The sequence below is a fragment of the Yoonia litorea genome, assembly GCF_900114675.1.
Classification (GTDB): Bacteria; Pseudomonadota; Alphaproteobacteria; order Rhodobacterales; family Rhodobacteraceae; genus Yoonia; species Yoonia litorea.
This window is the reverse complement of record NZ_FOZM01000002.1, coordinates 515,781-540,787: the sequence shown is the minus strand read 5'-3', so window position 1 is coordinate 540,787 and position 25,007 is coordinate 515,781. Positions and strand designations below refer to the sequence as shown.

20 protein-coding genes are annotated in these 25,007 nt (G+C 59.0%); 11 read left to right on the top strand and 9 right to left on the bottom strand.

Going from position 1 to position 25,007, the window contains the following annotated elements; all coding sequences use genetic code 11:
- Positions 1-74: 74 nt before the first annotated feature.
- Positions 75-4,313 (bottom strand): translocation/assembly module TamB domain-containing protein, encoded by a 4,239-nt coding sequence (locus BM316_RS12770; protein ID WP_090209511.1) that lies wholly within the window; start codon positions 4,311-4,313, stop codon positions 75-77.
- Between the two features lie 8 nt (positions 4,314-4,321).
- Positions 4,322-6,109 carry an autotransporter assembly complex protein TamA gene (locus BM316_RS12765; RefSeq protein ID WP_090209509.1) on the bottom strand — a complete coding sequence of 596 codons (1,788 nt, stop codon included), beginning with the start codon at positions 6,107-6,109 and terminating at the stop codon, positions 4,322-4,324.
- Positions 6,110-6,239: 130 nt separating this feature from the next.
- Here BM316_RS12765 and BM316_RS12760 point away from each other — a divergent pair, with 130 nt between their 5' ends.
- Both BM316_RS12760 and BM316_RS12755 read left to right on the top strand, forming a co-directional pair.
- On the top strand, positions 6,240-7,889 hold the full coding sequence (locus BM316_RS12760) for a hypothetical protein (RefSeq protein WP_090209167.1): 1,650 nt from the start codon (positions 6,240-6,242) through the stop codon (positions 7,887-7,889).
- A complete protein-coding gene (locus tag BM316_RS12755) occupies positions 7,865-8,407 on the top strand; it encodes a DUF3726 domain-containing protein (RefSeq protein ID WP_090209165.1) in 543 nt (180 codons plus the stop codon). Before BM316_RS12760 ends, BM316_RS12755 begins: the two co-directional genes overlap by 25 nt.
- Positions 8,408-8,416: 9 nt before the next feature.
- On the opposite strand, the gene truA is transcribed toward BM316_RS12755, so the two are convergent.
- Entirely contained in the window at positions 8,417-9,184 is a 768-nt protein-coding gene (gene truA, locus BM316_RS12750) for a tRNA pseudouridine(38-40) synthase TruA (protein ID WP_090209162.1), read from the bottom strand.
- 70 nt (positions 9,185-9,254) lie between these two features.
- Positions 9,255-10,355 (bottom strand): MraY family glycosyltransferase, encoded by a 1,101-nt coding sequence (locus BM316_RS12745; RefSeq protein WP_090209159.1) that lies wholly within the window; start codon positions 10,353-10,355, stop codon positions 9,255-9,257.
- A gap of 333 nt (positions 10,356-10,688) precedes the next feature.
- Between BM316_RS12745 and BM316_RS12740 the strand changes: the two genes are divergently transcribed.
- Both BM316_RS12740 and BM316_RS12735 read left to right on the top strand, forming a co-directional pair.
- On the top strand, positions 10,689-12,101 hold the full coding sequence (locus tag BM316_RS12740; protein ID WP_090209156.1) for a YcjX family GTP-binding protein: 1,413 nt from the start codon (positions 10,689-10,691) through the stop codon (positions 12,099-12,101).
- A complete protein-coding gene (locus BM316_RS12735) occupies positions 12,098-13,096 on the top strand; it encodes a YcjF family protein (protein ID WP_090209153.1) in 999 nt (332 codons plus the stop codon). Before BM316_RS12740 ends, BM316_RS12735 begins: the two co-directional genes overlap by 4 nt.
- Here BM316_RS12735 and BM316_RS12730 read toward each other — a convergent pair.
- Genes BM316_RS12730 through BM316_RS16605 form a run of 4 tightly spaced genes read right to left on the bottom strand, consistent with a single transcriptional unit; the run spans position 13,093 to position 15,883 of the window.
- A complete protein-coding gene (locus BM316_RS12730) occupies positions 13,093-14,454 on the bottom strand; it encodes a sensor histidine kinase (RefSeq protein WP_090209150.1) in 1,362 nt (453 codons plus the stop codon). The genes BM316_RS12735 and BM316_RS12730 overlap by 4 nt on opposite strands.
- Entirely contained in the window at positions 14,451-15,113 is a 663-nt protein-coding gene (locus BM316_RS12725; protein WP_090209147.1) for a response regulator, read from the bottom strand. The genes BM316_RS12730 and BM316_RS12725 overlap by 4 nt, the downstream gene beginning before the upstream one ends.
- Positions 15,114-15,164: 51 nt before the next feature.
- On the bottom strand, positions 15,165-15,647 hold the full coding sequence (locus BM316_RS12720) for a hypothetical protein (RefSeq protein ID WP_090209145.1): 483 nt from the start codon (positions 15,645-15,647) through the stop codon (positions 15,165-15,167).
- Positions 15,648-15,691: 44 nt separating this feature from the next.
- The gene (locus BM316_RS16605; protein ID WP_131802589.1) at positions 15,692-15,883 is read right to left on the bottom strand and encodes a hypothetical protein; all 192 of its coding nucleotides are present in this window, start codon (positions 15,881-15,883) and stop codon (positions 15,692-15,694) included.
- A gap of 383 nt (positions 15,884-16,266) precedes the next feature.
- Here BM316_RS16605 and BM316_RS12715 point away from each other — a divergent pair, with 383 nt between their 5' ends.
- From BM316_RS12715 to BM316_RS12700, 4 genes are all read left to right on the top strand, one after another.
- Positions 16,267-17,907: an AMP-binding protein gene (locus BM316_RS12715; protein WP_090209143.1), complete on the top strand. Its 1,641-nt coding sequence runs from the start codon at positions 16,267-16,269 to the stop codon at positions 17,905-17,907.
- 63 nt (positions 17,908-17,970) lie between these two features.
- The gene (locus BM316_RS12710) at positions 17,971-19,611 is read left to right on the top strand and encodes an FAD-binding dehydrogenase (RefSeq protein ID WP_090209140.1); all 1,641 of its coding nucleotides are present in this window, start codon (positions 17,971-17,973) and stop codon (positions 19,609-19,611) included.
- Between the two features lie 262 nt (positions 19,612-19,873).
- Positions 19,874-20,188: a hypothetical protein gene (locus BM316_RS12705; protein ID WP_090209137.1), complete on the top strand. Its 315-nt coding sequence runs from the start codon at positions 19,874-19,876 to the stop codon at positions 20,186-20,188.
- Between the two features lie 59 nt (positions 20,189-20,247).
- A complete protein-coding gene (locus BM316_RS12700) occupies positions 20,248-21,240 on the top strand; it encodes a TraB/GumN family protein (RefSeq protein ID WP_090209133.1) in 993 nt (330 codons plus the stop codon).
- Here BM316_RS12700 and BM316_RS12695 read toward each other — a convergent pair.
- Positions 21,237-21,893, bottom strand: a complete 657-nt coding sequence (locus tag BM316_RS12695) for a DUF2161 domain-containing phosphodiesterase (protein ID WP_090209130.1) — start codon at positions 21,891-21,893, stop codon at positions 21,237-21,239. The two genes, BM316_RS12700 and BM316_RS12695, sit on opposite strands and share 4 nt — an antisense overlap.
- A gap of 630 nt (positions 21,894-22,523) precedes the next feature.
- Here BM316_RS12695 and BM316_RS12690 point away from each other — a divergent pair.
- The 3 genes from BM316_RS12690 (at position 22,524) to BM316_RS12680 (ending at position 25,002) form a co-directional block, all read left to right on the top strand.
- On the top strand, positions 22,524-23,441 hold the full coding sequence (locus tag BM316_RS12690) for a manganese-dependent inorganic pyrophosphatase (RefSeq protein WP_090209127.1): 918 nt from the start codon (positions 22,524-22,526) through the stop codon (positions 23,439-23,441).
- Between the two features lie 92 nt (positions 23,442-23,533).
- Positions 23,534-24,409, top strand: coding sequence for a TIGR01459 family HAD-type hydrolase (locus tag BM316_RS12685; protein WP_090209122.1), 876 nt, complete (start codon positions 23,534-23,536; stop codon positions 24,407-24,409).
- A gap of 149 nt (positions 24,410-24,558) precedes the next feature.
- A complete protein-coding gene (locus tag BM316_RS12680) occupies positions 24,559-25,002 on the top strand; it encodes a MaoC family dehydratase (protein WP_090209506.1) in 444 nt (147 codons plus the stop codon).
- Positions 25,003-25,007: the final 5 nt, after the last annotated feature.

Below are 25,007 nucleotides of genomic sequence, written 5' to 3'. Positions count from 1 at the left end.
ATTACTGGCCCTGAAATATCCTGGGGGGGGCGCGGGTAGCGCCGGGGGCAAAGCCCCCTCCTCTCATTGGCGGATCAGTAATCGCGCTCGAAGAAGATACCGACGCTCGTCTCGCCGTCCTGATCAACGCTGCCTTTGGCGGTGATTTCGTTGGTGATATCGAGGTTGAGGTTAATCTCGGTTTCCCCCTCGCTCGTCACCGTCACATCCGTGTAGACGTTGTCCGAAAGATAGGCCCCGGCGCGCACGGCGGCGTTGCCTTCCTCATCGGTGGTCACGTCGAAATCATCAAGGCCGAGCCCTGCCCTGAAGCGGTCAAGCGTGCCGCCGCCGCGTCCGGCCAGCGTGCTGATCGCCGAGGCCAGTTGCACCGCCTGCAAGGCGCTGATGCTTTCCAGATCACGGCCAAAGATCAACTGCGCCAAGACCTCGTCCTGCGGCAGTTCAGGGACAGAGACAAACCGCACTTCAGGTGATCCTGCAGGGCCTTCAACGATGATATTGATGACCGTGCCCGTCTCGGTTTCCGTAGTGGCGACCAACCGGATGAAAGGCTCGAAGTCCCCTTGCAGCGTCGCGATCCCTTCGGTGAGGGCAAAGCGTTGTTGCAGAATATCAATCCGCCCCCGCACCAGCGTGAAGCGGCCCACAGGGATCACATCGGCGGTTGTGCCGCCGATGTTGAGCGATCCGCCAAGTTCGGCATCCAGTCCGCGCCCGCGGATGAAGATCCGCGAGGGGGCGTTGATTGTCAGATCAAGCGGGTATGGCCGTCTGGTCACGCCACCGCCATTGCCACTTTCGCCGCCCAGCACACCAGCCCGCGCCAAGGTGCGCCGCACATCTGCCGGAGGTGCGATATGGGATACATCGGGAAGATCACCCAGACCACTGATCGAGGAAGACGGCACCTGCACATCTGTCTGACCCAGATTGAGTGTGCCAGTGATCCGTGCGCCGCCCTGCAATGGTCCATCAACCTCGATCCCACCGTTGACCTCGGTGCGGTAAAGTTCGGGGTCGCGCACCACCACATTATTCAGGCGGATCGTCAGATCGGCATCATTGGGCGGGGTCAGGGCGACAGGGCCGCTGACACTCAGGCTTCCGCCTGTTTCCACGGCACTTTGCAGATCAATCTGCGCGCGTCCTGATGTAAGCGTGATACCGCCGGTAATGTCGGTCAAAGCCTCGCCCAGTGTCGGGGCCGCAAGGCGTCCGTTGTCAAAGGTGACACGTCCGCTCACCGCCTCAAGCGATGGCTGACCTTCGACGCTGAGGTCAAAGTTGGCCTGCCCGCTCAGGCGACGCGGATCGAGTGCCGCATTGGCCAGCGCAAGCGGTGCGCTGCCGTCGATATCAATGTCCAGCCGCCCGTCAGGTGCGATCTGACCGGCAATGTCGGCCCCAAGTCCTCCGGGACCGGTGCCTGTCGCGTCAATGCCCCAGACCCCGTTTTCGTCGAGCGATGCGGTGCCAGTGGCGCGCACCGGTCCGCTGATTTGATCGGTCAGCACGCCTACGTTGCGCAAGCTTGCATTAAAGCGGCCTTGCCCGAAACCTTGCGCACCATTCAGCGCCGCCACGATTGATACCTCGCGTGTCGAGACCTCAAGCGTCCGAACCCCCAAAACGCCATCTTCAAGCGCAACAGTGGCATTGATCCGGCCGGTTCCGGCAAGAAGCGGATCAACCGTCGGAATACCGACCTGCAGATCCTCGCTGCGCAGATTGACCTGCGCATCGAAGGCCGACAAATCGGGCAAAACGCTGCCTGATGCGGTGAGGTTGAGTTGACCGGCAAGGTCACGCCCCGCCAGATCGGCAAAGGCCGACAGGCGCGCGACATCTGCTGTAACTGTGCCGGATACTTCGCGCTTATTTGCAGGCGATGCGATGATCACATCTGCCAGCACGTCAGCGCCGGCACCATTGACCGACAGTTGCGCGGCCGTTGCATCATCAGGGGCCGGTGTAGCCTCAAGTGCGATGATCATCGGGCCAGACAGACTTGGCTCAAGCATCGCGGCATCATTGACCGTAAAGCGCAGGTCGGCAGTGTTGCTTCCGTCAAGATCAACGTCAGCGGCACCAATGAGGCGCGCACTCGGTGTAATGACGGCCAGATCAGCCAGAACAAAGCGATCGTCAGCAACCCGTTGCACTGCGCCTGTGATCGTGCTGCGCCCCGCAAGGAAAGGATCGATCCGTGCAAACCCTGTCTCGATATCACGGGTCTCGCCAGTCACACTCAGGTCAAAGCGCAGGCTTTCCGTGTCCACCCGCCCTTCCAGATCAAGATCGACACGCCCTGCAAGCGGGCTGTCAGCCAGTTCCGCGAAACGTGTCAAATCACTGATCACGGCTTGCGCGGTTGCGTCGATGATCGGGCCGGTCCCGTCAGATGTGACAAAACCCTGCGTTGCGATTTCGCTCTCTGCGGCTTGTGCCACCACGTCAAAGCGGATCACGCCCGCATCGTCCTGACTGACATCCCCGGTGAGGGTCGCGGGGCCTGCAAGCTCGGGCAGGACAAGTGCGAGATCGGACAGACGCGCGTTGAAGTCACCTTCGCCACCGTTCGAGGTCAGCGCACCGCTGGCCTGAAGGCGGGCCTGCAAAGTCCGTACGGTCAGGTCTTCCAGACGCGTGCCTGCTGTGTCCCTGACCGCGCGCAAAGCGATGTCACCTTGCCCTGCCAGAACCGGATCAATCTGTGCGATGCCGACGCTGAGGTCGCGCGTGACACCATCCAGTGAAACATCGAAAAGCCCGTCAAGCGGCGTCGCAGAGACGACGACGTCAACCGATGCCGCGCCACCCAGCGGACGCCCGACCAAAGTCGAAAACCGCCCCAGTCCCTCGATACCGGCGGTGAGCGTGGCTTCGGTTTCAAAACCGCGCGAGGCACCAGCAATGACGGCCTGCGCCTCGACCTCTAGACCGGCACCGTTCAAGGTGAGCGTGCTGATCTCAGTCGTGCTGCCACCTTCGCGGGAGGCCACGAAAAGCCCTTCGACGCGATCACCAAAGGCGGTCTGTGCCGCTGCATCGTCAAACGCCACACCTTCGGCGGCATAGCGCATCCGTGCCGAGAACGCCGGTGTTTCGCCTGGCTGTGGCGGGCGGATCAGGCCGCCGCCGGTCAGATTGATCGTCTCGACCCGCAAGCCCGTTTGCGCCAATCCTTCAAGCACGATATCGGCCCGCCAGTCGTCTGAGACCGCGACATCGTAGGTCACGGCGATATCGAGACCCTCTACAAAGGTTTCCGCACCGGACAGTGGCAACAAGACAGGCTGGTCGCCCAGCGGCGTGATCCCACCGGTGAGATTGATCAATGAGGGCCAGCCGCTTTCGTCGATGGCCAATGTGCCGTCAAGTGTCAGCCGTCCTGCATCAAGCGCCAGCAGCGGAATATCGACGCTGCCGTCAGCACCACGGATCACCTCGGCCTGAAGGCTGGCATCATCACCAAAGAAGCCACGATAGGCCGGCGCAAAAAGCGGAGAAACGTCTCCGCCCAGATCAACGGTGATGCGCTGGCCGCTGTCTTGTTCAACAGTTGCAAAGGTGCCGCTCAGGCGGTCCTCACCATCTGTGGCCAGCGCAAGCGTTGCGGTGAAATCACTCAGCGGCGCATCGCCAGCGACCTCAAGCCGCACGGCGGGCCGACCCGGCAGGTCAATCAAGCGCGCGGCGATGCCGTCTGGCCCCTCGTCAAGGCGCAAGAGCAGATCAAGTTCGCGGGTTTCGTTGGCATAGGCGCCAGCTATTTCGAAAACCCCGCGCTTTTCGCCGAGCCGCGTGGCGGTAATGTTGGCAGCCCCTTCGCCACCGGCAAGTTCAGCTTCTCCGGTGAGCGAGAATGACACCTCTTCGCCCAGAAACACCGGCGCAAGCGTGATATTGTCAATCTGGAGCGTATCGAGATTGACGCTGACAGGCAGTTCCGGCAGCGAAAATGGCTGTGCTTCGGGGCTTGGTCCGGTGTCTTCTCCGATTGGGGCGCGGGCGACGGTGATCTGTTCGGCGCGCAGTTGTTCCACGTCAATCGCGCCGCGCAGCAAGGCGCTGCGGTTCCACGTGAGCACGACATCCTCAAGCGTCAGCCAGATGCCTTCTGAGTCCGCGATTGTCATCTGCTCGATTGTCGCCTCGGAACTGAGCGCGCCTGTGAAGCCCACGATTTCGACAGACCTGCCAGCGCCCGAAAGATTGTCCTCGATCAGCGTGGTCAGATAGCCCTTGTCATCGTCAGATGATTGTCCGAATGCCCAACCTGCGCTGAGGCAGGCACATGCAAAGATCACATATCTGTTCAAAACGCCTGCCCTATCCCGATGTAAACCTGAACCGCCCCGAAGGCATCATCACCTGATGCCGGTGTGCCGATATCCAATCTGATCGGCCCGATCCCGGTGTTGTAGCGCACGCCCAGCCCGGTCCCTGCGTGCCATTCGCCATCCTCTGCCGGGGTGGCGGTCGGGCCGACGTGGCCGATGTCGTAAAAGCCAACGACGGCGAGGTTTTCACCAAACAGATAGCGGGCTTCCAGTTGCGCCCCGATAAACGACGTTCCACCTGTCGTGACCTCATCCCCACCTTCGGTGGTTTCAAGTCCAAGGCTTTTGTAGGGCTGGCCGCGGACCGTGCCGCCGCCGCCTGAGTAAAACAGAAAGTCTGCCGGTGCCTCATCGACGGAGGCCCCAAGTATACTGCCGACCTGACCGCGACCGGCAAAGGTCAGACGCTCTTCCTCGCCCACGGTGACGTAACCACGCAGGTCAGCAAAGCTGCGCGCACCTGCGATGTCGCCATCGGCGCTGATAAAGGGTGTGGCTGAGACGTCGATGAAATAGCCGTTTCTGGCGTTGCTTGGAGCGTCGCGGCGATCAAGCGTTGCATCAAGTGGTAGGGTGAAAAGCGTGTATTCCCGTGTCTCGCTTTCGCGCTCTTCGCGGGCACGCAGGACGCCCACACCAGCACGCACGGTCAGATCCTCTGATATGATCCGTGAAAAGCCGGTTTCGATCGCAATCTTGTCGATCAGGAACTCCGGTTCGTCCTCGCGGGAAATCTGTGCTTCGAGGAAATAATCTGTATCGGGGCCGAACACGGCGGGGCGATTGAAATTCGCACCAAGGCTGTAGTCGATACCGCCGGTTTCACCGGCGATGCCTGAAACCTCTGCCTCTGCCCTGAACCGTTCCGCACCGCCCAAGAAGTTGCGGTGTAGCCAGTAGCTCGACAAGGTGAGCCCTTCGATGGATGAAAGCTCGATGCCGAAACCGATCCGGCGCGGCTTGGCCTCCGAGATCAGAGCCGTGATCGGCAGACGGTCGCCATCCGCGATCTGATCGGCCTCCGTGAAGGAAACACTTTCGAATGTGCCAGTCCGGCGCAGACGCCGCTCTGCCGCGGCAAGTTCATCAGGCGAGAAAACCTCGCCCGTTGGCAAGCCGGCGATTTGGCGGATGCGTGCATCACTGACCACACGGTTGCCGGTGACGGTGAGTTCCCCGAACCGCAGGCGCGGACCTGTGTCGAGTGTCACGGCAACATTCAACAGGTTTTCAGGGTGACGGGCCACGATGGACTGATCTGCGACAGAGACTTTGGCATAGCCCAGATCGCGCCACGTTGCGATCGCACCAGAGACCGCCTCCTGAATTTCGCCGGAGCGTGCAGGCTGGCGCGGGCCAAGGTCTGCATCAAGCGTGGTGCCTTGCGGCAAAGGCGAAATCGCAACATCACCAAAGCGGAACCGTGGTCCTGCATCGACTGTGATCACCACGTTTTCGATGGACCCTGGTGCGGCCAAAGGCGCGACATTCGCGGCCTCGGTGCCGTCAAGCGTGATGGAAACGGCACCACCATAGAACCCTTCGGCGTAAAGCGCGGTCAAAAGTCGCCGGTAGTCGGCGCGGGCTGCAGCGACATAGTCCTGCGGTGCGGCCTCATCGTCGAGCGACAACAGCAAAGACGCCGACTGCAATGCCTCGCGCGCGCGATCTGTCTCAAGCGTCACGTCCTGCGCAACCACCCCGGTTCCCAGCGAAGTGACCGTTCCTGTCAGAGCTATTGCTGCCCATCGCACCAAATTCATTGACATCCACCCTTCGCACTAGCCCCCTGCCCGCCACGCTATACAAAGCCTGACGCGATGACCAATGACATACCTTTGAAATGTCGCTTTTCAACTAGGCGCAGGCCGACATGCGCGCTAGGTCTGGGCCATGAAGGATTTTGCTGCCATTCCCCAACGCCCACTCCGCCCCGCATCAAAGGTTATGCGGCTGCGACGGATGGGTGCGGCGTTCCCGACACGACTGTCTTTTCTGCGCACATTGATGCGCAGGCTTTCGGCCGAAAAGGCGCAAGTGACGCGCCCTGTCTGGGAGATGTCCCCTGATGGCTACGGCCATGCGACCTATCAGGTCAGCCTTGGGGGCTATGTTTACACGCTGGTTGCGATCTCGACCGATTTGCCGCCAGAGATGCGCACTGACCGGGTTATCGCGACGGCCTGGGACACAGCGTATGTGCTTTATGACGGGGTCCCCACGGCTGAGGAAATTGCGCGGATCGTGGCATCCGCCCCGAAACAGGAAGCCGCGCGTTTTACCGCACGCGACCTTGTGCTGAGCCGTGCCAACAAATCCGTGCGCCTGTTCGATCATGTCACTTCGGCCCTGAAAGCCGGCAAACAGCCCGACGCGGCAAAAATCCGCGAAACAGGCTATCTGATGCGCACCACAGCCGTTTACGGCAACGGGAAGTTCGGGATTGCGGACCGGGCCCATATTGCCGCGCGCCCCGGCATGGGCGGGCCGTTCATGGCGGAAATGCTGACTGTCTGGCTGATCCGTGGCTTTACGCATGATCTGGCCGAACATATTGGCGGCGCGGCACTGTCGCCGCAGATCAAGCGGCACCTCGGGATTGGCAATTCCACCGGCCTCGGGATGGCCCCTTTCCTTGTCAATCATCCGCTGCTGCTGGATGCCTGGATGCAGGTCCGCGAGACGGCCATCGCGCGGGTGCGAGCGATCCCGAGCCTCGATCCCGATCAGATTGCGCGCATTTACGATCTTGTCATCAGAACAGCCCAGCACCTTGCCGAATGGACTGTGCCTGACGCCATTGCCGCTGAAAGGATCGAGACGCTGCGGGCGGAGTGGCCGGCCTTCGCCAATACGCTGACGCCCGAGCTGATGACATCCCGCACACCGATTGATACGATCATCACCCAAAGCGCGCAGTATTCTGTCGATACGCAGGAATTGATCGCGGCCCTTATGCTTGAGCCCTTCGGTGATCTGATTGACGGATTGACCGATTGCATGGCCACACCATTCACGCCTGTTATCGATCCCACCATGACCTGCGCCGATCTGACGGCGCATGTGCAGAACGATTGGGATTGGGCGCTCAAGACTGATTTCGAAGCGGCAACGGAATGTGCCCAGTTCTGGTATGTCTCTGAAGAGAAACTTGAGCCGCGCCTTGGCAATCGCCACAGCGAAGAAGGTGCCGAGCTTGAATCACCACTCGACATCGCGCGACAGGTCAAGGCTTTGGCACTTGCCTTGCCAAATGACGCAACGCCCGTTGGCAGGTTCTTGGCAGAGGCACCGGCCCATCGCGGTGCGGTCAGACGCGTGCAGACGCTTGCGACCCACGCCTACGCCGAGATCCGCGATAACCTGATTTCAGAGACCTGTCTGCCGATTGATATCCTGCGCTGCAAACTTGCCTTTTTCGGTGCGGCAAAATTCGATCCCAAGTCAGATCGCTGGACGCGGATCACGTTGTGTCAGGGCGCGCCGCTTTTTGACGGGCTGGACGATGCCGATGACTGGTGGCTGCCGGTGGCCTCCATCTGATGCTGTCGCTGAACGAAGTCGGCGGTATTGTTCTCAAGGCCGGGCGCGGTGCAGGGCTGCCGCTTGGGCAGGCCGAAGACCTTGCTGCTGTCGCGACATACCTGCTGGGCATCAGCGGCAAAGCAAAAGTGATTACAAACGCGCTACAAGAGCCGATTTCGGAGCCACAGATCGACTGGCAGGATGACAGGGTGGTCGTGCAGGCAGGATCTGCCTCCATGATCGCGCCGATCATCAGGGATGCGTTTTTGATGGGCTACGATTCCGCAACTCTGTCGGACCTGAGCCACGTCTGGCTCGTCGGCGCAGCACTTGCCAATGACAGGATTGCCCTGCAATGGGACGGGCTGCACCTGTCGCGTAGCGATACCGAAGTGCTGCGCCCAAAAACAGGGCCGGTCAGCATCCCCGCTGATGATTGGGACGTCTGGTCAGCACTTGCCGCCAAGACCTATGTGCCGGAAAGCGACGCCTCTCGCCTCGCCGGAGCCGGCGCGGGGCTGACAGACAACGACTGACTGGCATCGTCAGGAAAACGGGTCGTCCGGGTAGCGCACATTTGCAAGGTAAAGCCCCTGCGGCGGGCTGACCGGTCCGCAGGCGCTGCGGTCTCTGGCCTCCAGGGCGGTTTTGACGTCTTCAGGTGCCCATGCCCCTGCGCCGACACGCTCAAGTGTGCCGACAAAGCTGCGGACCTGATTGTGCAGGAACGAGCGCGCCCTGACGTGGAAATGGAACTCGACGCCGTGGGGCCGTGGCTTGGAGGCGATGCGCAACTCATCGAGCGTTTTGACCGGGCTCTTGGCCTGACAGATCGTTGACCGAAACGTGGTAAAGTCATGCTCGCCCAGCAGATAGTCAGCCCCCGCCTGCATGGCCGCAAGATCAAGCGGGTGGTTCACCCGCCACATCTGACCTGCCTCTGACGTCAGCGGCGCGCGGCGGCTGATCAGTTTGAACAGATATTGGCGCTCAACAGCAGAAAAACGGGCGTGCCAGTCTTCATCAACGAAAGCCGCTTTCAGGATCGCAACCGGATGCGGTTTAAGGTGATAATTCAGTGCCTCTGACAGCCGGAACGGGTCCCAATCCTTTTGCAGATCGCAATGCGCGACCTGTCCGGTCGCATGCACGCCAGCATCTGTGCGCCCCGCCGCAGCGATCGTGTGCTCACGCGGTTCAAGCTTTGCCAGTGCTGTCTCAATCGCCCCCTGCACCGAAGGCTGGTCCTTCTGGCGCTGCCAGCCGGCGAAAGGCGCGCCATGATATTCGACAAGTAAAGCGTAGCGAGGCATGGTCCGGGCTTAGGCGGAGGCATTGGCAAAATCAATCCCTCCCCACCCCGCCAAGGCGTGACCGGGGCTTTCAGCGGCCAAGACCCATCTGCCGCCGAAAGCGGCGGATAAAGGCGCCAGCGAGCGTGTAGGACGTTGCAAATAGCGTGCAAAACGCGATGACACTCAGGAAGGCACGAAAACTGTCATCCCACATCAGGACGCCAACCAGCGGCGGCGCGATCACAAAAGGTGCGAGCACCAGTGTCGTCAGAGGGTTGGAAATGTGCCGCCGTTTCCGTCCGATCCAACAAATCTCAAGTGCCCGCATGACCATCTGGTGAACATGCAGACGATCCGGCGCCATCGCGTCACCCTTGCGCCTGACGCGCCGGTAGATCGCCAGCAGCGTATCTGCGACAGGCCAGAAGAATAACAAGAGAACCGCCCAAGGAGACACCTCAGGCGCAACAGCCAGCAAGGCGATGCCGAACCACGACAATACAAATCCGATCGTATAGGCGCCTGCGTCACCAAGAAAGATCAGGCCAAACGGGTAATTGAGCAAAAGAAACCCGATCAGGCTCGCCGCCAGAACCAACGACAAATAGGAAATTGGCATATAGCCGACCTTGCTTGCAATCTTAGCGAGTGAAACGGCCGCGACGACCCCGGCAAGCGCCGCCAGACCATTGACGCCGTCAATCAGGTTGAATCCGTTTGCAATGCCAACGGTCAAAAGCAGTGTCAGCGCCACGCCAACGGGCCAGAACGCGAGCAAAGGGTCGAGAAACGGGATATCTGTGCGCAACAGCCATTGGCCCAGCAGCATGATTGCAACAAGGCTCGCCACGCCTGCTGCTGCAATCCGTTTTCGTGGCGACACATCAAAGCCAAGATCCTCGGCAAGCCCCACAGCAAAGAGGAAAAACGCCGCCGCCAGAATACCGATGTAGGGCACGTCAAGCGGTGCAAGATAGGCCAGCGTCAAGGCGAAAGCGCCAAAGATCGCAATCCCGCCGACGCGCGGGGTCAAGCGATTATGCGCCGATTGCACGGCCTTGATATCGGCCGGACGGCCCATCAGACGTGGAATGCGATGCTTGAGCAGGACAAGCACGAGGCAGAGTCCGAACGCCAGCAAAACCGTGCCGCTGATCGTCGCACCATAATCGGCGATGATTTTCTGCATAAATCTCTTTCCGCCTGCGTCGCGCGGTCAATCCCATCACCAAGCGGAGTAGTGTGCAGGAAAGTTGAGGTCAATGGCTGGAAAGATCGGCAGAGTTGTCGTGCGGTATGGTGCCATCTACGTCACGCCATCGGCGTAATTCCCAAAAGAACACCCCGGCTTCCCGCAGCACTTCGACCCGAAAACAAAAAAGAACCGGCTGGCCGAGGTGGACAGGGAGGGCATGTGCTTCGGTCGAGTTGGTTTAGTCACTAGTGTCTTTGCAAAAACCAATCCCTACACATTGCGGGCGCGCGTCCCTATCTTCGTTCAGACCCGGTAAAGGATAGTGCAGTGGTGATTGCCAGTATTGCAGATCAGATATTTCGCACCGTTGAAGGCGTGAGCGACACGCTGACGGCGCCTTTCAGTGAGCCTGTCATCCGGCTTGGTGTGACAGGGCTGTCACGTGCGGGAAAGACGGTGTTTATCACATCATTGGTGGCGAACCTGATGGATCGGGGCCGGATGCCGCAACTGCATGCTGCCGCGAGCGGCGCGATACAGACAGCCTATCTGCAGCCTCAGCCTGACGATACGTTGCCACGCTTTCCGTTTGAGGCGCATCTGGATGCCCTCACCTCGGCTACGCCCTACTGGCCTGAAGGCACCCGTGCGATCAGCGAACTGCGGCTTTCCTTGCGATTGCAACCCAGCGGTTTGCTTGGTGGAATTTCCGGCCCGCGCACCGTGCATATCGACATTGTGGACTACCCCGGAGAGTGGTTGCTTGATCTTGCGCTGTTGGATCAATCCTACGATGCGTGGTCAGCAGATGCTTTGGCCCGCGCGCCCAAACGCCCGGGCGGGCAGGATTATGTCGCATTGCTTGCTGGGCTTGATCCGGCGGCACCGCTGCGCGAGGAAGAAGCGCAGGTTTTGTCAGAGCGCTACACTGAATATCTGCGGAAGTCCCGCGAGGCAGGGTTCTCTGACTGCTCGCCCGGACGGTTCTTGATGCCTGGCGATCTTGCCGGTTCGCCTGTCTTGACCTTTGCGCCACTCCCCGCCGCAAATGCGCCGCGCGGATCGCTGGCGCGCGAGTTTGAACGGCGCTTTGAAAGCTACAAACGCAATATCGTAAAGCCGTTCTTCCGTGATCACTTTGCAAAGATCGACAGGCAGATTGTCCTTGTCGATGTGCTGGGCGCTATTCACGCAGGTCCTGCCGCGCTTGACGATTTGCGCAATGCGATGGCGGGTATCCTTGGCGCTTTTCGGGTGGGGCGAAACGATTTCCTGACCCGCATTTTTCAGGGCCGCCGTGTCGAGAAGATCCTGTTTGCTGCGACGAAGGCGGATCACCTCCATCACAGTCAGCACCCGCAACTGACAGCGATCACACAGGCGCTTTTGCGAGAGGCCAAGGATCGGGCCGACTTTGCCGGAGCGCAGACTGCGGCGATGTCGATTGCAGCATTGCGCACAACCGTCGAAGATCAGGTGACCCATGAAGGCAACACGCTGGACGTGGTGCGTGGGCGACTGCTTGAGAGCGGAAAACAAGCGGCGTTTTATCCCGGTGATCTGCCGCAAGATCCCGCGCAGCTTTTGTCGCCAGCGCGCGCAGGTGAAGACAAGTGGCTCAACGCGGACTACAGCATCATGCGATTTGCGCCAGCACCGTTGACGCGCAAACCGGGTGATGGTCCACCGCATATCAGACTGGATAAAGCGGCCCAGTTCCTGTTGGGAGATCGCCTATGAGCCGTGGTCCTGTCCTGATTGATCTTGAGGAAAGCAACGCGGCACAGCCCGAGCTTGCACCGGCCATTGCAGATGACCATCCCGGCGGCGGCACAGCAGCGATGGAAAAGGTCGCTGCGGTCGCAGCCAAGCGACCGTCGCCCTTGGTGCGCTGGTTTTGGGCTGTCGCGGTCAGTCTTCTGGCTTTCGTGGTTTCACTGGCGGCGTGGGACTATGTGACGGGGCTTCTAGAGCGGTCGCCTTTGCTAGGCGCCATCGCGACAGGGCTGATCGGGCTTTTGATCCTGATCCTTGCTGTGATCGGATTGCGTGAACTGGCGGCCTTTGGCCGCTTGCGGAAACTTGATCGCATTCAAAGCGATGCCGTGGACGCTTTGGCAAGTGACGACCTTGGCAAGGCGCGGCGCGTCGTTGCAGATGTTGAGGCCCTTTATGCCAATCGGGACGACACACGGTGGGGACGTCAGGCGTTCAAAGAGCGGCAGCTGGATGTTCTGGATGCCGATGGGCTGTTGGGTCTGGTAGAGTCCACCATCCTTGCGCCGCTTGACGTGCGCGCGCAGCGCGAGGTGGAGGCTGCAGCACGGCAGGTCGCCACAGTCACAGCCGTCGTGCCGCTGGCTTTGGCAGACGTCTTTACGGCGCTTACAGCCAATCTGCGGATGATCCGGCGTATTGCTGAAATCTACGGCGGGCGCTCAGGCACATTGGGCAGTTGGCGTCTGACGCGCAGTGTCCTGTCGCACCTCGTGGCCACCGGTGCTGTGGCTGTGGGCGACGATCTGATCAGTTCGGTGGCCGGCGGTGGCGTCTTGTCGAAGGTCTCGCGACGGTTTGGCGAAGGTGTCGTCAATGGTGCGTTGACCGCGCGCGTCGGCGTAGCGGCGATGGAGGTCTGCCGCCCGATCGCCTTCCAACAGGCCAGGCGGCCAAGCGTCAGTGGTCTGGTCGGTCGTGCATTGACCGGTCTATTTGCAAAGACCTCTGCGCGTTAGGTTGATTTGGCCAGTTTGGGGCCACCGGGAACCGGCAGGTTGAGCGATACCATCAGCCCACCCAAATCTTCAGACCGGCCTAGTGCAATGGTTCCGCCATAGGCGGTGACGAGATCCGACGCGATCGCCAGTCCCAAACCTGTGCCGGGCTTGCTTTGGTCAAGACGTTCACCGCTGCGCAGGACTGAGCCCAATTCTTCCTCGGGAACGCCGGGACCGTCGTCAGAAATTATGATGCGCACAGCCGGGTCATCTGTCCGCTCCGCTTCAAGGCGAAAGGCGCTGTTTGACCATTTCATGGCGTTGTCTAGGATGTTGCCGATGACCTCCTCAAGGTCGCTTTGGTCCATGCGCACACGAAGACCCTCGGGGACGTCTGCAGAAAACTGTCGTCCCGCGTTGCGTGCCAAAGCCGTAAACGCGCGTTGCATCCGCCCCAATGACGTGTCGAGGTTCGTAATGACACCGACGGAGCTATCGCCTCCGTCCGCCCGCATCCGTGCAAGAGATCTTTGCAACTGCGCATCAAGCCGGTCGAGTGCCGCCAGTGCATCGGTCACATCCCGTCCAGCGACCTGAAGCTGTTCCAACTCATTGCGCATGATTGCGGCAGGTGTCTTGATCGCATGGGCGAGGTCTGCGGCCTGCTTGCGCGAGCCTTTAATGATATCGCGGTTTCTCTCGAGCAGGCCGTTGATATCATTGACCAAGGGGGCAACCTCAACAGGGTAGCCGGTTACTTGCAGCCCCTCCTCATGCTCCCATCTGGCCGCAACGTCAGCGCGCAGAGCATTCAACGGTTGCAACATCGCAGCGACCTGAACCAAAGCGCCGACCACGGCGATCACTGCGACGATCACGAACGCAAAGAACAGGCTTTGGCGCAGCACGGCCTCGTCCTGGCGCAGGGTTTCAAGCGATGAGGCCACCTGCACATACCAGGACTCACCATCGTCCATCGTGAGCCACTGGCCGATGATCATCAGCTCTTCACCGTCAGGGGTGACGATTTCCTGCGTACCCGGCCCTTCAAACTGGTCTGGGGGCAACGGCAAAAGCCCATCAACAAGTGATGGCGAGACGATCAGGTCGCCATCAAGGCTTTCCGCCTGCCAATACTGTCCAGAGAAGGGTCTTTGGTAGACGGGATCACCGATTGCACGGGCGATCTGCTCAGGCGACGAGGCGCTGTTGGCCACGGCGACAAGTGCCTGCGTGTGCCGGGTTTGCAGGAGTTCGATAAAACGTGCTTCGGATTGGCTAGTGAGATAAGTCGTGAGGCCCGCTAGCCCCAAGACAATGGTGATAACCGCCCAGATGACGCCTGCGGTGACCGCGCGCGCGCGCAGCGACCTCATGCAGTTGCTTTGATCACGTAGCCGCGTCCGCGAACAGTCTCGATCAAGTCATTGCCGAGTTTCTTGCGCAGACGATTTACAAAGACTGCGATGGTGTTGGAGTCGCGGTCGCCATCATATTGGTAGATATGCTGGGACAGTTCAGTGCGCGAGACCAACCGTCCTGAGTTATGGAAGAGGTAGGACAGCACTGCCACCTCTTGCGCTGTCAGGTTGGTGGGGACGCCGCTGACCATCACCTGATTGTTGCGGCTGTCAAACGTGACATCGTTCTTTGTGAAGACCGGGTTGGATTGCCCAACCTTGCGCCGGATCATGGCACGCACCCGTGCCGAAAGCTCTGCCATGTGAAACGGTTTCGGGACGTAGTCATCCGCGCCGGCATCCAGACCGTCCACGCGATCCGTCCAGTCGTTGCGCGCGGTCAAAAGCAGGACCGGTGTGTCGATCCCGGCATTGCGCCATCCCTTCAGCACGGTCAGACCGTCTTTGATCGGCAGCCCGATATCGAGAATGATCATGTCATAGGGTTCGGTTTCACCCAGAAACTGGGCTTCGGCACCGTCAGGTGCGATATCAACGGCCAGCCCCTCTGACGCCAGGACTGTCTTGATCTGTTTGGCCAGAACTGGCTCGTCTTCTGCTATAAGTACACGCATGATTGAATCACTAATGGGTGCGGATGGCAGAAGTGGGGCGAGAGTGAGGCTTTACCTGTCGCGGCCGCCGCCGTTTCCACCGCCGCCGCCATTGCCGCCACGGTTGTTGTTACCACGCCCATTGTTACCGCTGTTCCCGCGGTTGCCAACACCGTTATTGCGACCGTTATTGCGACCAAATGCGTTTCCGTTACCCGGATTGGCCCCAACATATGCCGCAACAGCCTGACCGAGCGAGGAACCGCCGCTGACAGCGCGGCCGGACTCACCATCTACGAGAAGCGTTTCAATCGACCCTTCTGTGCCACGATACAGGATGCGGTAGACCAACACATCCTCATCAATGAATGCACGAATATCGACAACTTCGCCGCCGGTGTAGTTTTCGACGCCGCGCACCAAAGCGCGCGTCGGGATTGCCTTGTCTGCGGCAATCGCGGCGCGCAAATCAGCCTGTGACAGCTCGGTCACGTCAGCAACACTCTGCGACGCGACAAGAAGTCCAGCTATAGCAAGGATCAGCGGCTTCATCATAGTTACTCTGTCAGCTCGTTACTCAGGTCACGCAAAAATCGCGCCTAGCGCGCGCGATACCGACCATTGGCAACATTTACGGTGTCGTCTGTCAACCTTTCAAGAAGATCATCAACATCAGGGAAACGATCATCCTTGGTACGTCGGCGATCGGCAAGGTGGATCAAAGTCGTCTGTTCGTGTGAATCCACATCGCATTCCGACGTGGCCGTGGCGTGAGTGAATTGAATCTGCAAGGCGGTGTCCTCCTGAGTGGTCCTTGACTGATTACCGCGGCCAAACAGGCACTGTACCGAATACTCAATAATCTTATGCGCTTAGCTAGATGAACGGCAGTGTAACGGGATGTTCACTTAAGCCAAAATTGATTAATACAGGCGAAAAATCGCCAAAACTGAAAACCTGACTGCTGTTTTCCCCATAAAAAACAGGGCGATGCTTTTGCCGCATGGGGCTTAAGGGACCCAGGATTCAAAGCCAAATTTTTTCGGTTTAAATCGGCTCGATATGCAACTGTGGCGGGATTGTGTCGGGGGTTGGCCGGACTCGTGTCAACTTAGCCTGACAGAGGCGAATCGGCGATTGACAGAAAAAACGCATATGAGGTCAACTGGGCCGCATGCTGACTAAAGCCGATACCTACGCCCTGACCCGCGAGGGCTTCCGCTGGGACATCCCTGAGCGTTACAATCTTGGAGTCAGCATTTGCGACCGGCACGCAGAAACGCGGCCTGACCAAACCGCAGTCATTGACGTTGCAGAAACCGGAGCACGGGCAGTCTATTCCTTCGTCCAACTTCGGGATGCATCCAACAGGCTCGCGAATCACTTGGCTGGCGTTGTGGACCGTGGCGACCGGATTGCCGTGCTCCTGCCGCAGCGTTTTGAAACGGCAGTCGCGCATATCGCCGTGACGAAGATGGGCTGCATCTCGCTGCCACTTTTCACCCAATTCGGGCCAGAGGCGCTTCTTCACAGGTTGCGCGATTCAGGCACGAAAGTCGTGATTACTGACGCCACAGGTGCGGCAAAGCTGGCGGCAATGCGCGATGCATTGCCGGAGCTGGCTCAGGTTCTCTCAGTCGATGGGGCAGACCACGGTGCGCTGGATTACCATACCGCCTGCGCGGAGAATGCCGTCGTCTTTTCGCCTGTCGACACAGTCGCAGATGATCCTGCAATCCTGATCTACACATCTGGCACAACCGGCGCGCCGAAAGGCGCATTACATGCGCATCGTGTCCTTTTGGGGCATTTGCCGGGTGTGGAGATGAGCCACGATTTCTTCCCGCAACCCGGTGACAAAATCTGGACACCGGCAGACTGGGCCTGGATTGGCGGATTGCTGGATGTGATGATGCCCGCCCTGTACCACGCGGTTCCCGTTGTCGCCTGCCGGTTTCGCAAGTTTACCGCCGCTGCAGCCTACGATCTGATCCGCGAAGAAGGAATTCGAAATGCGTTTCTACCCCCAACCGCTCTTAAGTTGATGCGCTTGGAAACACCGGAAAGGCCGATCCCCATGCGCTCGGTGGCAAGCGGCGGCGAGACATTGGGTAAAGAGCTGATCGCCTGGGGCCAGGAGGTTTTTGGGACCACAATCAACGAATTCTACGGGCAGACCGAATGCAATATGATCGTCTCATCCTGCGCGGCACTCGCCCCCGCTGAACCGGGGGTGATGGGTTTTGCCGTTCCCGGGCATGACGTTGACGTTGTCGACGAGGCGCGGCAAGCAATCTGCGACATTGACGAAGAGGGCAGCATCGCTGTCCGTGCGCCCGACCCCGTCATGTTTCTGGGTTACTGGAACAATTCGGAAGCGACAGAGTCGAAATTCGTCGAGATAGATGATGCCAAATGGCTGCTGACAGGTGACAAAGGCTGCAAGACGCCGTCTGGCCGTATCCGGTTTATCGGTCGGGATGATGATATCATCAGCTCTGGTGGCTACCGGATCGGTCCTGCAGAGATCGAGGACTGCTTGCTGACCCATCCGGCGGTCCAAATGGCTGGTGTGGTCGGAATGCCCGATCCACTCAGGGGCAGTATTGTCTGCGCCTATCTCAAGCTCGCAGATGGCACAGTCGGTTCAAATGCGCTTGCCGATGAAATTGCGCTGCATGTCAAAACGCGGCTTGCAGCCTATGAATATCCACGAGCAATCCGGTTTGTCGAAGACATGCCAATGACGACAACGGGAAAGATCATTCGCGCCAAACTGCGCGAAATGGCCGAACGCGAGGCGTCCCAAGACTGACGCAGCGTCAGTATTTGCGTCGACCTGCGGTGCCGCAATGATGCGCGGACAGGAGGAGCCATCATGCAAAGCGACGTCGTCATTATCGGTGCGGGTTTGGCGGGCCTTGTTGCAGCCCATGAACTGGTTCTGCGTGGCAAGACGGTGACTATTCTTGATCAGGAAGGTCGGCAGAACCTTGGCGGGCAGGCTTTCTGGTCACTTGGCGGGCTCTGTATGGTCGACACACCGGAACAGAGGCGGATGCGTGTCAAAGACTCACATGCCCTCGCAACAAACGACTGGTTCGGCTCTGCCCAGTTTGACAGACCCGAAGATCGCTGGCCTGCAGAATGGGCGCGGGCTTACTTGGACTTTGCCACCGGCGAAATGCGCAGCTATCTTCATGCGCTTGGCATGCGCTGGTTTCCTGTCGTGGGTTGGGCCGAGCGCGGTGGCGGGTTTGCCAATGGACACGGTAACTCTGTTCCGCGTTTCCACATCACTTGGGGCACCGGTCCGGGTGTTCTGCAGCCTTTCATTGACCGCGTGCTTGCCGCGGAAAAGGCAGGGGACGTTATATTCTGCTTTCGTCATCGCGTGACCAGCTTTGATATCCAAAACGGCCAGATTGCCAGTGTTTCAGGCGACATCCTTGCCCCAGATGACGCCCCTCGCGGCGCAGAGACAAACCGGGACGTCATTGACACCTTTGATCTCAAGGCCGATCAGGTCATCGTCACCTCAGGCGGTATGGGCGGCAACTTCGACATGGTCAGACGGCATTGGGACGCCGTGCGATCAGGCCCGCTGCCAAAGACGCTGGTCTCAGGGGTGCCCCGCCATGTGGATGGTCTGCTTCTGGATCATATGAAGGCGGCTGGCGCTGATCTGATCAATATGGACCGGATGTGGCACTACTGCGAGGGCGTGCAGAACTGGGACCCGATCTGGCCGGACCATGGGATCCGCATCCTGCCGGGTCCGTCATCCATGTGGTTCGACGCGACAGGCAGCCGATTGCCTGCCCCTTGCATGCCGGGCTTCGATACAATGTCGACGCTGCACGAGATTTGCAGGCGGGGATATGACCACACATGGTTCGTTCTGACCCAGAAGATCATCGAAAAGGAATTCGCACTGTCGGGATCAGAGCAAAACCCGGATCTGACAGGCGGCACATGGCGCGGTGTCCTGAAAGAGCGCCTTGGCAAAGGAGCGACGACCGCAGTCGAGGCGTTCAAGGAAAAGGGACAGGATTTCGTCGTCGCGCAAGATTTCGAGACGATGGTGGGCGGTATGAACCAGCTTGGCGGCAACCTGATTGATTCGAAGCATTTGCACGCGCAAATCGCAGCCCGTGACGCACAGATCGATAATCCGTTTACGAAAGATGCACAGATTACGGCGATCCATACGGCTCGCAACTATCTGGGCGACAAGCTGATCCGGACAGCAAAACCACACCGCATTCTTGACCCTGACAATGGCCCGTTGATCGCTGTGAAACTGCATGTGCTGACGCGGAAGACGTTGGGTGGTATTCACACCGATCTCGATGGCCGGGTGCTGTCGCGCAACGGTGAAAGGATCGGGGGACTCCGCGCTGCGGGCGAAGCGGCAGGCTTTGGCGGCGGCGGTTATCACGGCAAGAACGCACTTGAGGGCACGTTCCTGGGGGGCTGTATCCACTCTGGCCGCCGCGCGGGCCGCGCCGCAGGATAGACACGAGGGGGCTTTGCCCCCGCCGCTGACGCGGCTCCCCCAGGATATTTTTCGGCCAATAATAACAAAAGATTAGAGTGAGCCGAGAAGACATCGCACAGAAAGTGCTTGGTGATTTTCGCAGTTGGCGCGTATCACCCTGACACGCGAATGCGAATCGAAGGAGACTGCCATGACGAGAAAGGGACTATCACTCACCTGGTGTTAACCACCGGACGGCCGTCTTTTGCCCGACGCGGGCAGACCTTCTATCTCTTTGCGAATGTTTCACCCCATGCATCCCCCGTTTTTTCATGTCGACCATAAGGTCGATCCTCCTATCCGACCCGCAGGTGCAGATGGCATCTTGCGCCGCAGCCACCCGGCCGTGCTTGATTTGCGGGTTCAAAGCCACCTTTTCGCGCCGGTCCCGATGAGTGCGCCAGAGTTGCCGGAAAAGGTCTTTGCCGATCCGCCGACCTCTATTCAATTGCGGGTGGTGCCTGCGCCGCGCCCGACATTGCGCGACCGGTTTGGGCGGCTGCTGATCCGGCTTGGCCAGCGCATCATCTTTGAAAATCACGCACGCCGTATCTGATCCCGGGATTGACGGTGTGCGTGCAGCCCTTACCTGAAGAGAAAGAGGAAAGGTCAGCCATGTTTCTGCGCGTTTGTGCTTTTACGATCTCAACGCTGTTTGCGGCCCCTGTGGCAGCGCAGTGTCTGGGTGAGAGCTATTTTGACACCATGAGCGCGGCCCAGCGCGCCGCACTTGATGCTCAGGTTGCCGATATGCCTTATGCCGAAGGGCTGACCTATGAGGCGACCCGTGGTGATGACCGGCTGGTGATCGTTGGCACGATGCATATCTACGATCCGCGACTGGAGATTATCCGTGCACGCATCATCGAAGAAGTGCGCAACGCTGATCTGGTGATGCTGGAGGCGACCGCCAAAGAAGAACAGCAACTTCAAGAGATGATCAGCCGCAATCCCGAACTGATCTTCATTGTTGACGGCCCCACCCTGCCTGAGCGCCTGGATGAAGAAACCTGGCAGATGATCCTCGCGGCGGCGGCGGAACGCAACATTCCAAGTTTCATGGCGGCAAAGATGCAGCCTTGGTATCTGTCGCTGATGATTGCAATTCCGACCTGTGCCATGGGCGACATGCTGAACGGTGCGCAGGGGCTTGACAAAATGATTGCAGCAGACGCCCGCGCTGCTGGTGTGCCCCGCCAAGCCGTTGAACCTTACACGACGCTGTTTTCGCTTTTCGAGGATGCGCCCGTTGAGGAGCAAATCGACATGTTGCGTGTCAACATGCTGTCCCCCGATCTACAGCGCGGGATGTTTGTGGCGATGCTGGACCGCTATTTCGCGGAAGACGTTGGCCGGCTGTGGGAAATGGGGCGGATTGCGATGGCCGACCTTCCGAATGTGAGTCCCGAAGAAGGCATGGCGATGTTTGACGAGATGGAAGAATCCTTACTGAAGACGCGCAATCGCAACTGGATACCTGTGATCACCGAAGCAACGGAAGCCTACGACAACATCGTGGTTGCGGTCGGTGCGGGGCATCTGATTGGTCAGGAAGGCGTGTTGCAGTTGCTTGAGAACGAGGGGTGGCAAATCACCCGTTTTCCCTAAGTCTCGACATCGCCATAGTCCGCAAGACCCTTTTCACCCTGCTTTGACAGCCCATAAACACCGCGAGAAACCTTTTCGAACCAGCCGTAGTGGTCAGCGCGCATGATTTCTGTGGCTTGCGGGACTTCAGCCCATTCCTTCACCACCGATCCTTTTGACGGCCCATGGACCGCCAGGAACCTCGCGCATCTTATCGCGTCCTGCCGGTAGCCGGTGATCAGTCCGTGTCGTGTGGCCCCTCCTGCATTGGGATCGCCCTGCATCCGGTCATAGGCGCGCAAGAGCCTTGTGCGTTTCTTTTTGGACTGACGCGCCGCGTAAGGGCCGGGATCGGCAAGGACCTCGACAAACCCGTCTCGCAGGCGAACCGTCATCACACCCAACCCAGCGCGGCGTGCAAGCTGCACGTTCCGTTTGAGTGCTTTGCTTTTGCCCCCGGCGGGAACAGCCAGATAAACCGCGTCGGTGATCGCGAGCCGCTCAACACCCTGATGAAAGAGCGCCAGCGAAAATCCGGTCTTCATTTCGACAATCAGCAGATCATCGCCACGCCGTGCGACCACATCCGCCGCACCGACCTCACCCTTCACGGCAAAACCTTGAGCCTCAAGGTAGGCTTTCACCGGCGGGTAGAGTTCAGCTTCCTTCGTCATTTGTGGATTACCCAACCCGATCCTGACAATCGCAGCAAGGCCAAAGGGCGCCCGACCTTAAGGTGAAAGGCCGGGCACAGCGATGTTACCTGCCGCCTAAACGGCCCGGAAACTTATGTGGTCGCCTGTCGTAACGGCGGTCGCGCAGCCCTTCTGCGCCGGGGTTTTTACGCGTTACGCCATCCAGGCCAGGCCGTGCTGCTGGGCGTGGCTGAAGGCTGGTCGTGTTCATTGGTCCCGTCTTGCGGGTTTTACGTGATTTGCGGGGCATGAATGCACCTCTCATCTGAAAGTGGGAAATTGGCCCGAAGGCCAGAGATTGCGCCAAAAGGCGTTATCCCAGATGGTCCATTGTCAGGGTGCTCCTATGAAAGGGGTCAGACGGCGGGCGGATGGCCCGGGATGAAGCGGTTAAACCAGCATGTCCATTGTCAGAGTCCTCCATTCAAGTGACATAAGCCTATCGACTGATCGCCAGCAGGTCAAATGCACCTTAGCTTCCCACGAGCCCGGAGATGACAATTGTGACCCCTGAAAATGGTGGAGGCATCGCCCTAATCCACGGGGTGACACTGCCAACGCACGCTTCTATATAGGCGGCAACTTTGCCTCCCACAGAAAGTGAACCACATGACAACGCTCATCTTTGGCCACAAATCCCCCGACACCGACAGCACCGGATCTCCGCTGATCTGGGAATGGTTCCTCAATCACACCGGCATCGAAAGCAAAGCCGCGCTCTTGGGCGAACCAAACACCGAAGCTAAATTTGTTGCAGAACGCTGGGGCTTTGATCTGCCAGAGATCATCGCAGATGTAGAGGACGATCAGTCCTGCGTGATCGTGGACACCAATAACCCGGCCGAACTACCTGCCAACATCAATAATGCTGACGTGCTGGCGATCATCGACCACCACAAGCTGGCTGGTGGTCTGGAAACCAAGAACCCCATCAACATCACCATCCGCCCTCTGGCCTGCACGGCCACGATCATGCACCAGATGATGGGCGCTCACGCCGACCACATGCCTGAGGGAATCAAGGGTCTCATGCTGTCGTGCATTCTGTCTGATACGCTGGCATTCCGTTCGCCGACCACCACCGAGATGGACAAAGACCTGGCCGAGGCGCTGGCCAAGGATCTTGGTGTCGAGGTTGAGGCCTACGCAGGCGAAATGTTCGAAGCGAAGTCGGATGTCTCGGCCTTCTCGGACGCTGAGCTGCTTCGCATGGACAGCAAGGAATACGGTGTCGATGGCACAAAGTTCCGCGTCTCTGTGCTGGAAACCACGGCACCGCAGATCATTCTCGACCGGAAAGCGTCACTGATGGAAACCATGCCAAAGGTTGCCGAAGAAGATGGCGTCGATCAGGTTCTGCTTTTCGTCGTGGACATCCTGAATGAAGAAGCCACGATGTTGATCCCGAACGACTTGACCAAAACGGTGGCTGAAAAGAGCTTTGATGCTACGGTTGAAGGTGACACCGTCGTTCTGCCAGGGGTGATGAGCCGCAAAAAGCAAATCATTCCTGCGTTGAAGGTCTAGGAAACGAGCCACTGACTGACGCGAGGACATTGTCTTTGCGTCAGTCACCCTCAAAATCGAGCGCGCCAGCGCGTCAGTCACAAGGCAGAACGATGACCCAGATTATCGAAAAATTCTCGGAAATCTCTGGTCGCTATGATGCTGCCTATGTCGACCTTTGGGGTTGCATGCACAACGGGATCGAAGCATTCCCTGATGCCGTGGCCGCGATGCAAGACTTTCGGGCCAGTGGTGGCCTTGTTGTTCTTGTCACGAACTCACCGCGCCCCTGGGACAGTGTCGCACGGCAAATTGACGGCTTTGGGGTTCCCGAAGATGCATGGGATGCAATCGCGACCTCTGGTGACAGTGCGCGGGCTGCCATGTACCGGGGCATCGTCGGGGAAAAAGTCTGGTTTATGGGCGAAAGCCCGCGTGACGACGATTTCTTCAAACCGCTGAAGATTATCGACGACCCGGTCAACATCAAGAAGGTGCCCTTGGAAGAGGCCGAAGGCATCGTCTGCTGCGGCCCTTTCGATCCGTTGGCCGATCTTGATGTCAATCGGCCAGAGTTTCTTTATGCCAAGCAGAAGGGGCTGAAGCTGCTCTGCGCGAACCCCGATATCGTCGTGGACCGGGGTGACGTGCGTGAATGGTGCGCAGGCGCGCTTGCTGCGCTCTACACCGAGATGGGCGGCGAAAGCCTCTATTTCGGGAAACCCCATCCGCCAATTTACGATCTGGCGCGGCGCAGACTTTCCGCACTTGAGAATGCGCCGGCTGACCCACGTATCATCGCTATCGGTGATGGCATCGGCACTGATATCCTCGGCGGTGTGCAGGAAGACCTAGATGTCCTCTTTATCTCCGGCGGCCTTGCGGCCAAGGAAACCAAAACCGAAGATCAGCCTGACCCTGATGCATTGAACGCTTATCTGTCCGATCAACAGATGAGCGCGACCTACACGATCGGCCATCTGCGCTAGTTTTTCACAGCATCATCAAAATGCCCTCACGCGTGCGCGCGACGTTTTGTCGTGCGCAAAAGAATCGCTTGATTTTTCTGCATCTGCAAAGTAATAAAATTACAAACAGCGAACCAATGCAGAATTTTTGTTACCAAATGGAGCCTGATATGTTGGATAATTCACCGCGCGGAACGATCTGCATTGAAGATATCGAGATCGGCATGACCCGCTCGCTCCGGAAAATCATCACAGATCGCGACATCGAACTGTTTGCCGAGGTTTCGACCGATCGGAATCCTGTGCACCTCGACGACGCTTACGCCCAGGATACAATCTTTGAGGGGCGCATTGCGCACGGGATGTTGACCGCCGGTCTGGTCAGCGCAGTGATTGGTGAGCAGCTTCCAGGACATGGTACCGTTTATCTGGGCCAGAACCTCAAATTTCTTGGTCCGGTGCGTCCGGGGGACATGGTGCTGGCGGAGGTCGAAGTGACCGAGATTGACCACGCCAAGCGACGCGTCAAGATGGACACCCGTTGCATCGTGAATGACAAGAAAGTCCTTGTCGGCGATGCCACGGTCCTCGCCCCGTCGCGCAAGTTCGACTGATCCCA

Coding starts and splice junctions, on each gene's coding strand:
- BM316_RS12765 (WP_090209509.1), bottom strand. CDS start 6,109: ATGAATTTGGTGCGATGGGCAGCAATAGCTCTGACAGGAACGGTCACT.
- BM316_RS12760 (WP_090209167.1), top strand. CDS start 6,240: ATGAAGGATTTTGCTGCCATTCCCCAACGCCCACTCCGCCCCGCATCA.
- truA (WP_090209162.1), bottom strand. CDS start 9,184: ATGCCTCGCTACGCTTTACTTGTCGAATATCATGGCGCGCCTTTCGCC.
- BM316_RS12745 (WP_090209159.1), bottom strand. CDS start 10,355: ATGCAGAAAATCATCGCCGATTATGGTGCGACGATCAGCGGCACGGTT.
- BM316_RS12735 (WP_090209153.1), top strand. CDS start 12,098: ATGAGCCGTGGTCCTGTCCTGATTGATCTTGAGGAAAGCAACGCGGCA.
- BM316_RS12730 (WP_090209150.1), bottom strand. CDS start 14,454: ATGAGGTCGCTGCGCGCGCGCGCGGTCACCGCAGGCGTCATCTGGGCG.
- BM316_RS12725 (WP_090209147.1), bottom strand. CDS start 15,113: ATGCGTGTACTTATAGCAGAAGACGAGCCAGTTCTGGCCAAACAGATC.
- BM316_RS12720 (WP_090209145.1), bottom strand. CDS start 15,647: ATGATGAAGCCGCTGATCCTTGCTATAGCTGGACTTCTTGTCGCGTCG.
- BM316_RS12715 (WP_090209143.1), top strand. CDS start 16,267: ATGCTGACTAAAGCCGATACCTACGCCCTGACCCGCGAGGGCTTCCGC.
- BM316_RS12710 (WP_090209140.1), top strand. CDS start 17,971: ATGCAAAGCGACGTCGTCATTATCGGTGCGGGTTTGGCGGGCCTTGTT.
- BM316_RS12705 (WP_090209137.1), top strand. CDS start 19,874: ATGTTTCACCCCATGCATCCCCCGTTTTTTCATGTCGACCATAAGGTC.
- BM316_RS12700 (WP_090209133.1), top strand. CDS start 20,248: ATGTTTCTGCGCGTTTGTGCTTTTACGATCTCAACGCTGTTTGCGGCC.
- BM316_RS12695 (WP_090209130.1), bottom strand. CDS start 21,893: ATGACGAAGGAAGCTGAACTCTACCCGCCGGTGAAAGCCTACCTTGAG.
- BM316_RS12690 (WP_090209127.1), top strand. CDS start 22,524: ATGACAACGCTCATCTTTGGCCACAAATCCCCCGACACCGACAGCACC.
- BM316_RS12685 (WP_090209122.1), top strand. CDS start 23,534: ATGACCCAGATTATCGAAAAATTCTCGGAAATCTCTGGTCGCTATGAT.
- BM316_RS12680 (WP_090209506.1), top strand. CDS start 24,559: ATGTTGGATAATTCACCGCGCGGAACGATCTGCATTGAAGATATCGAG.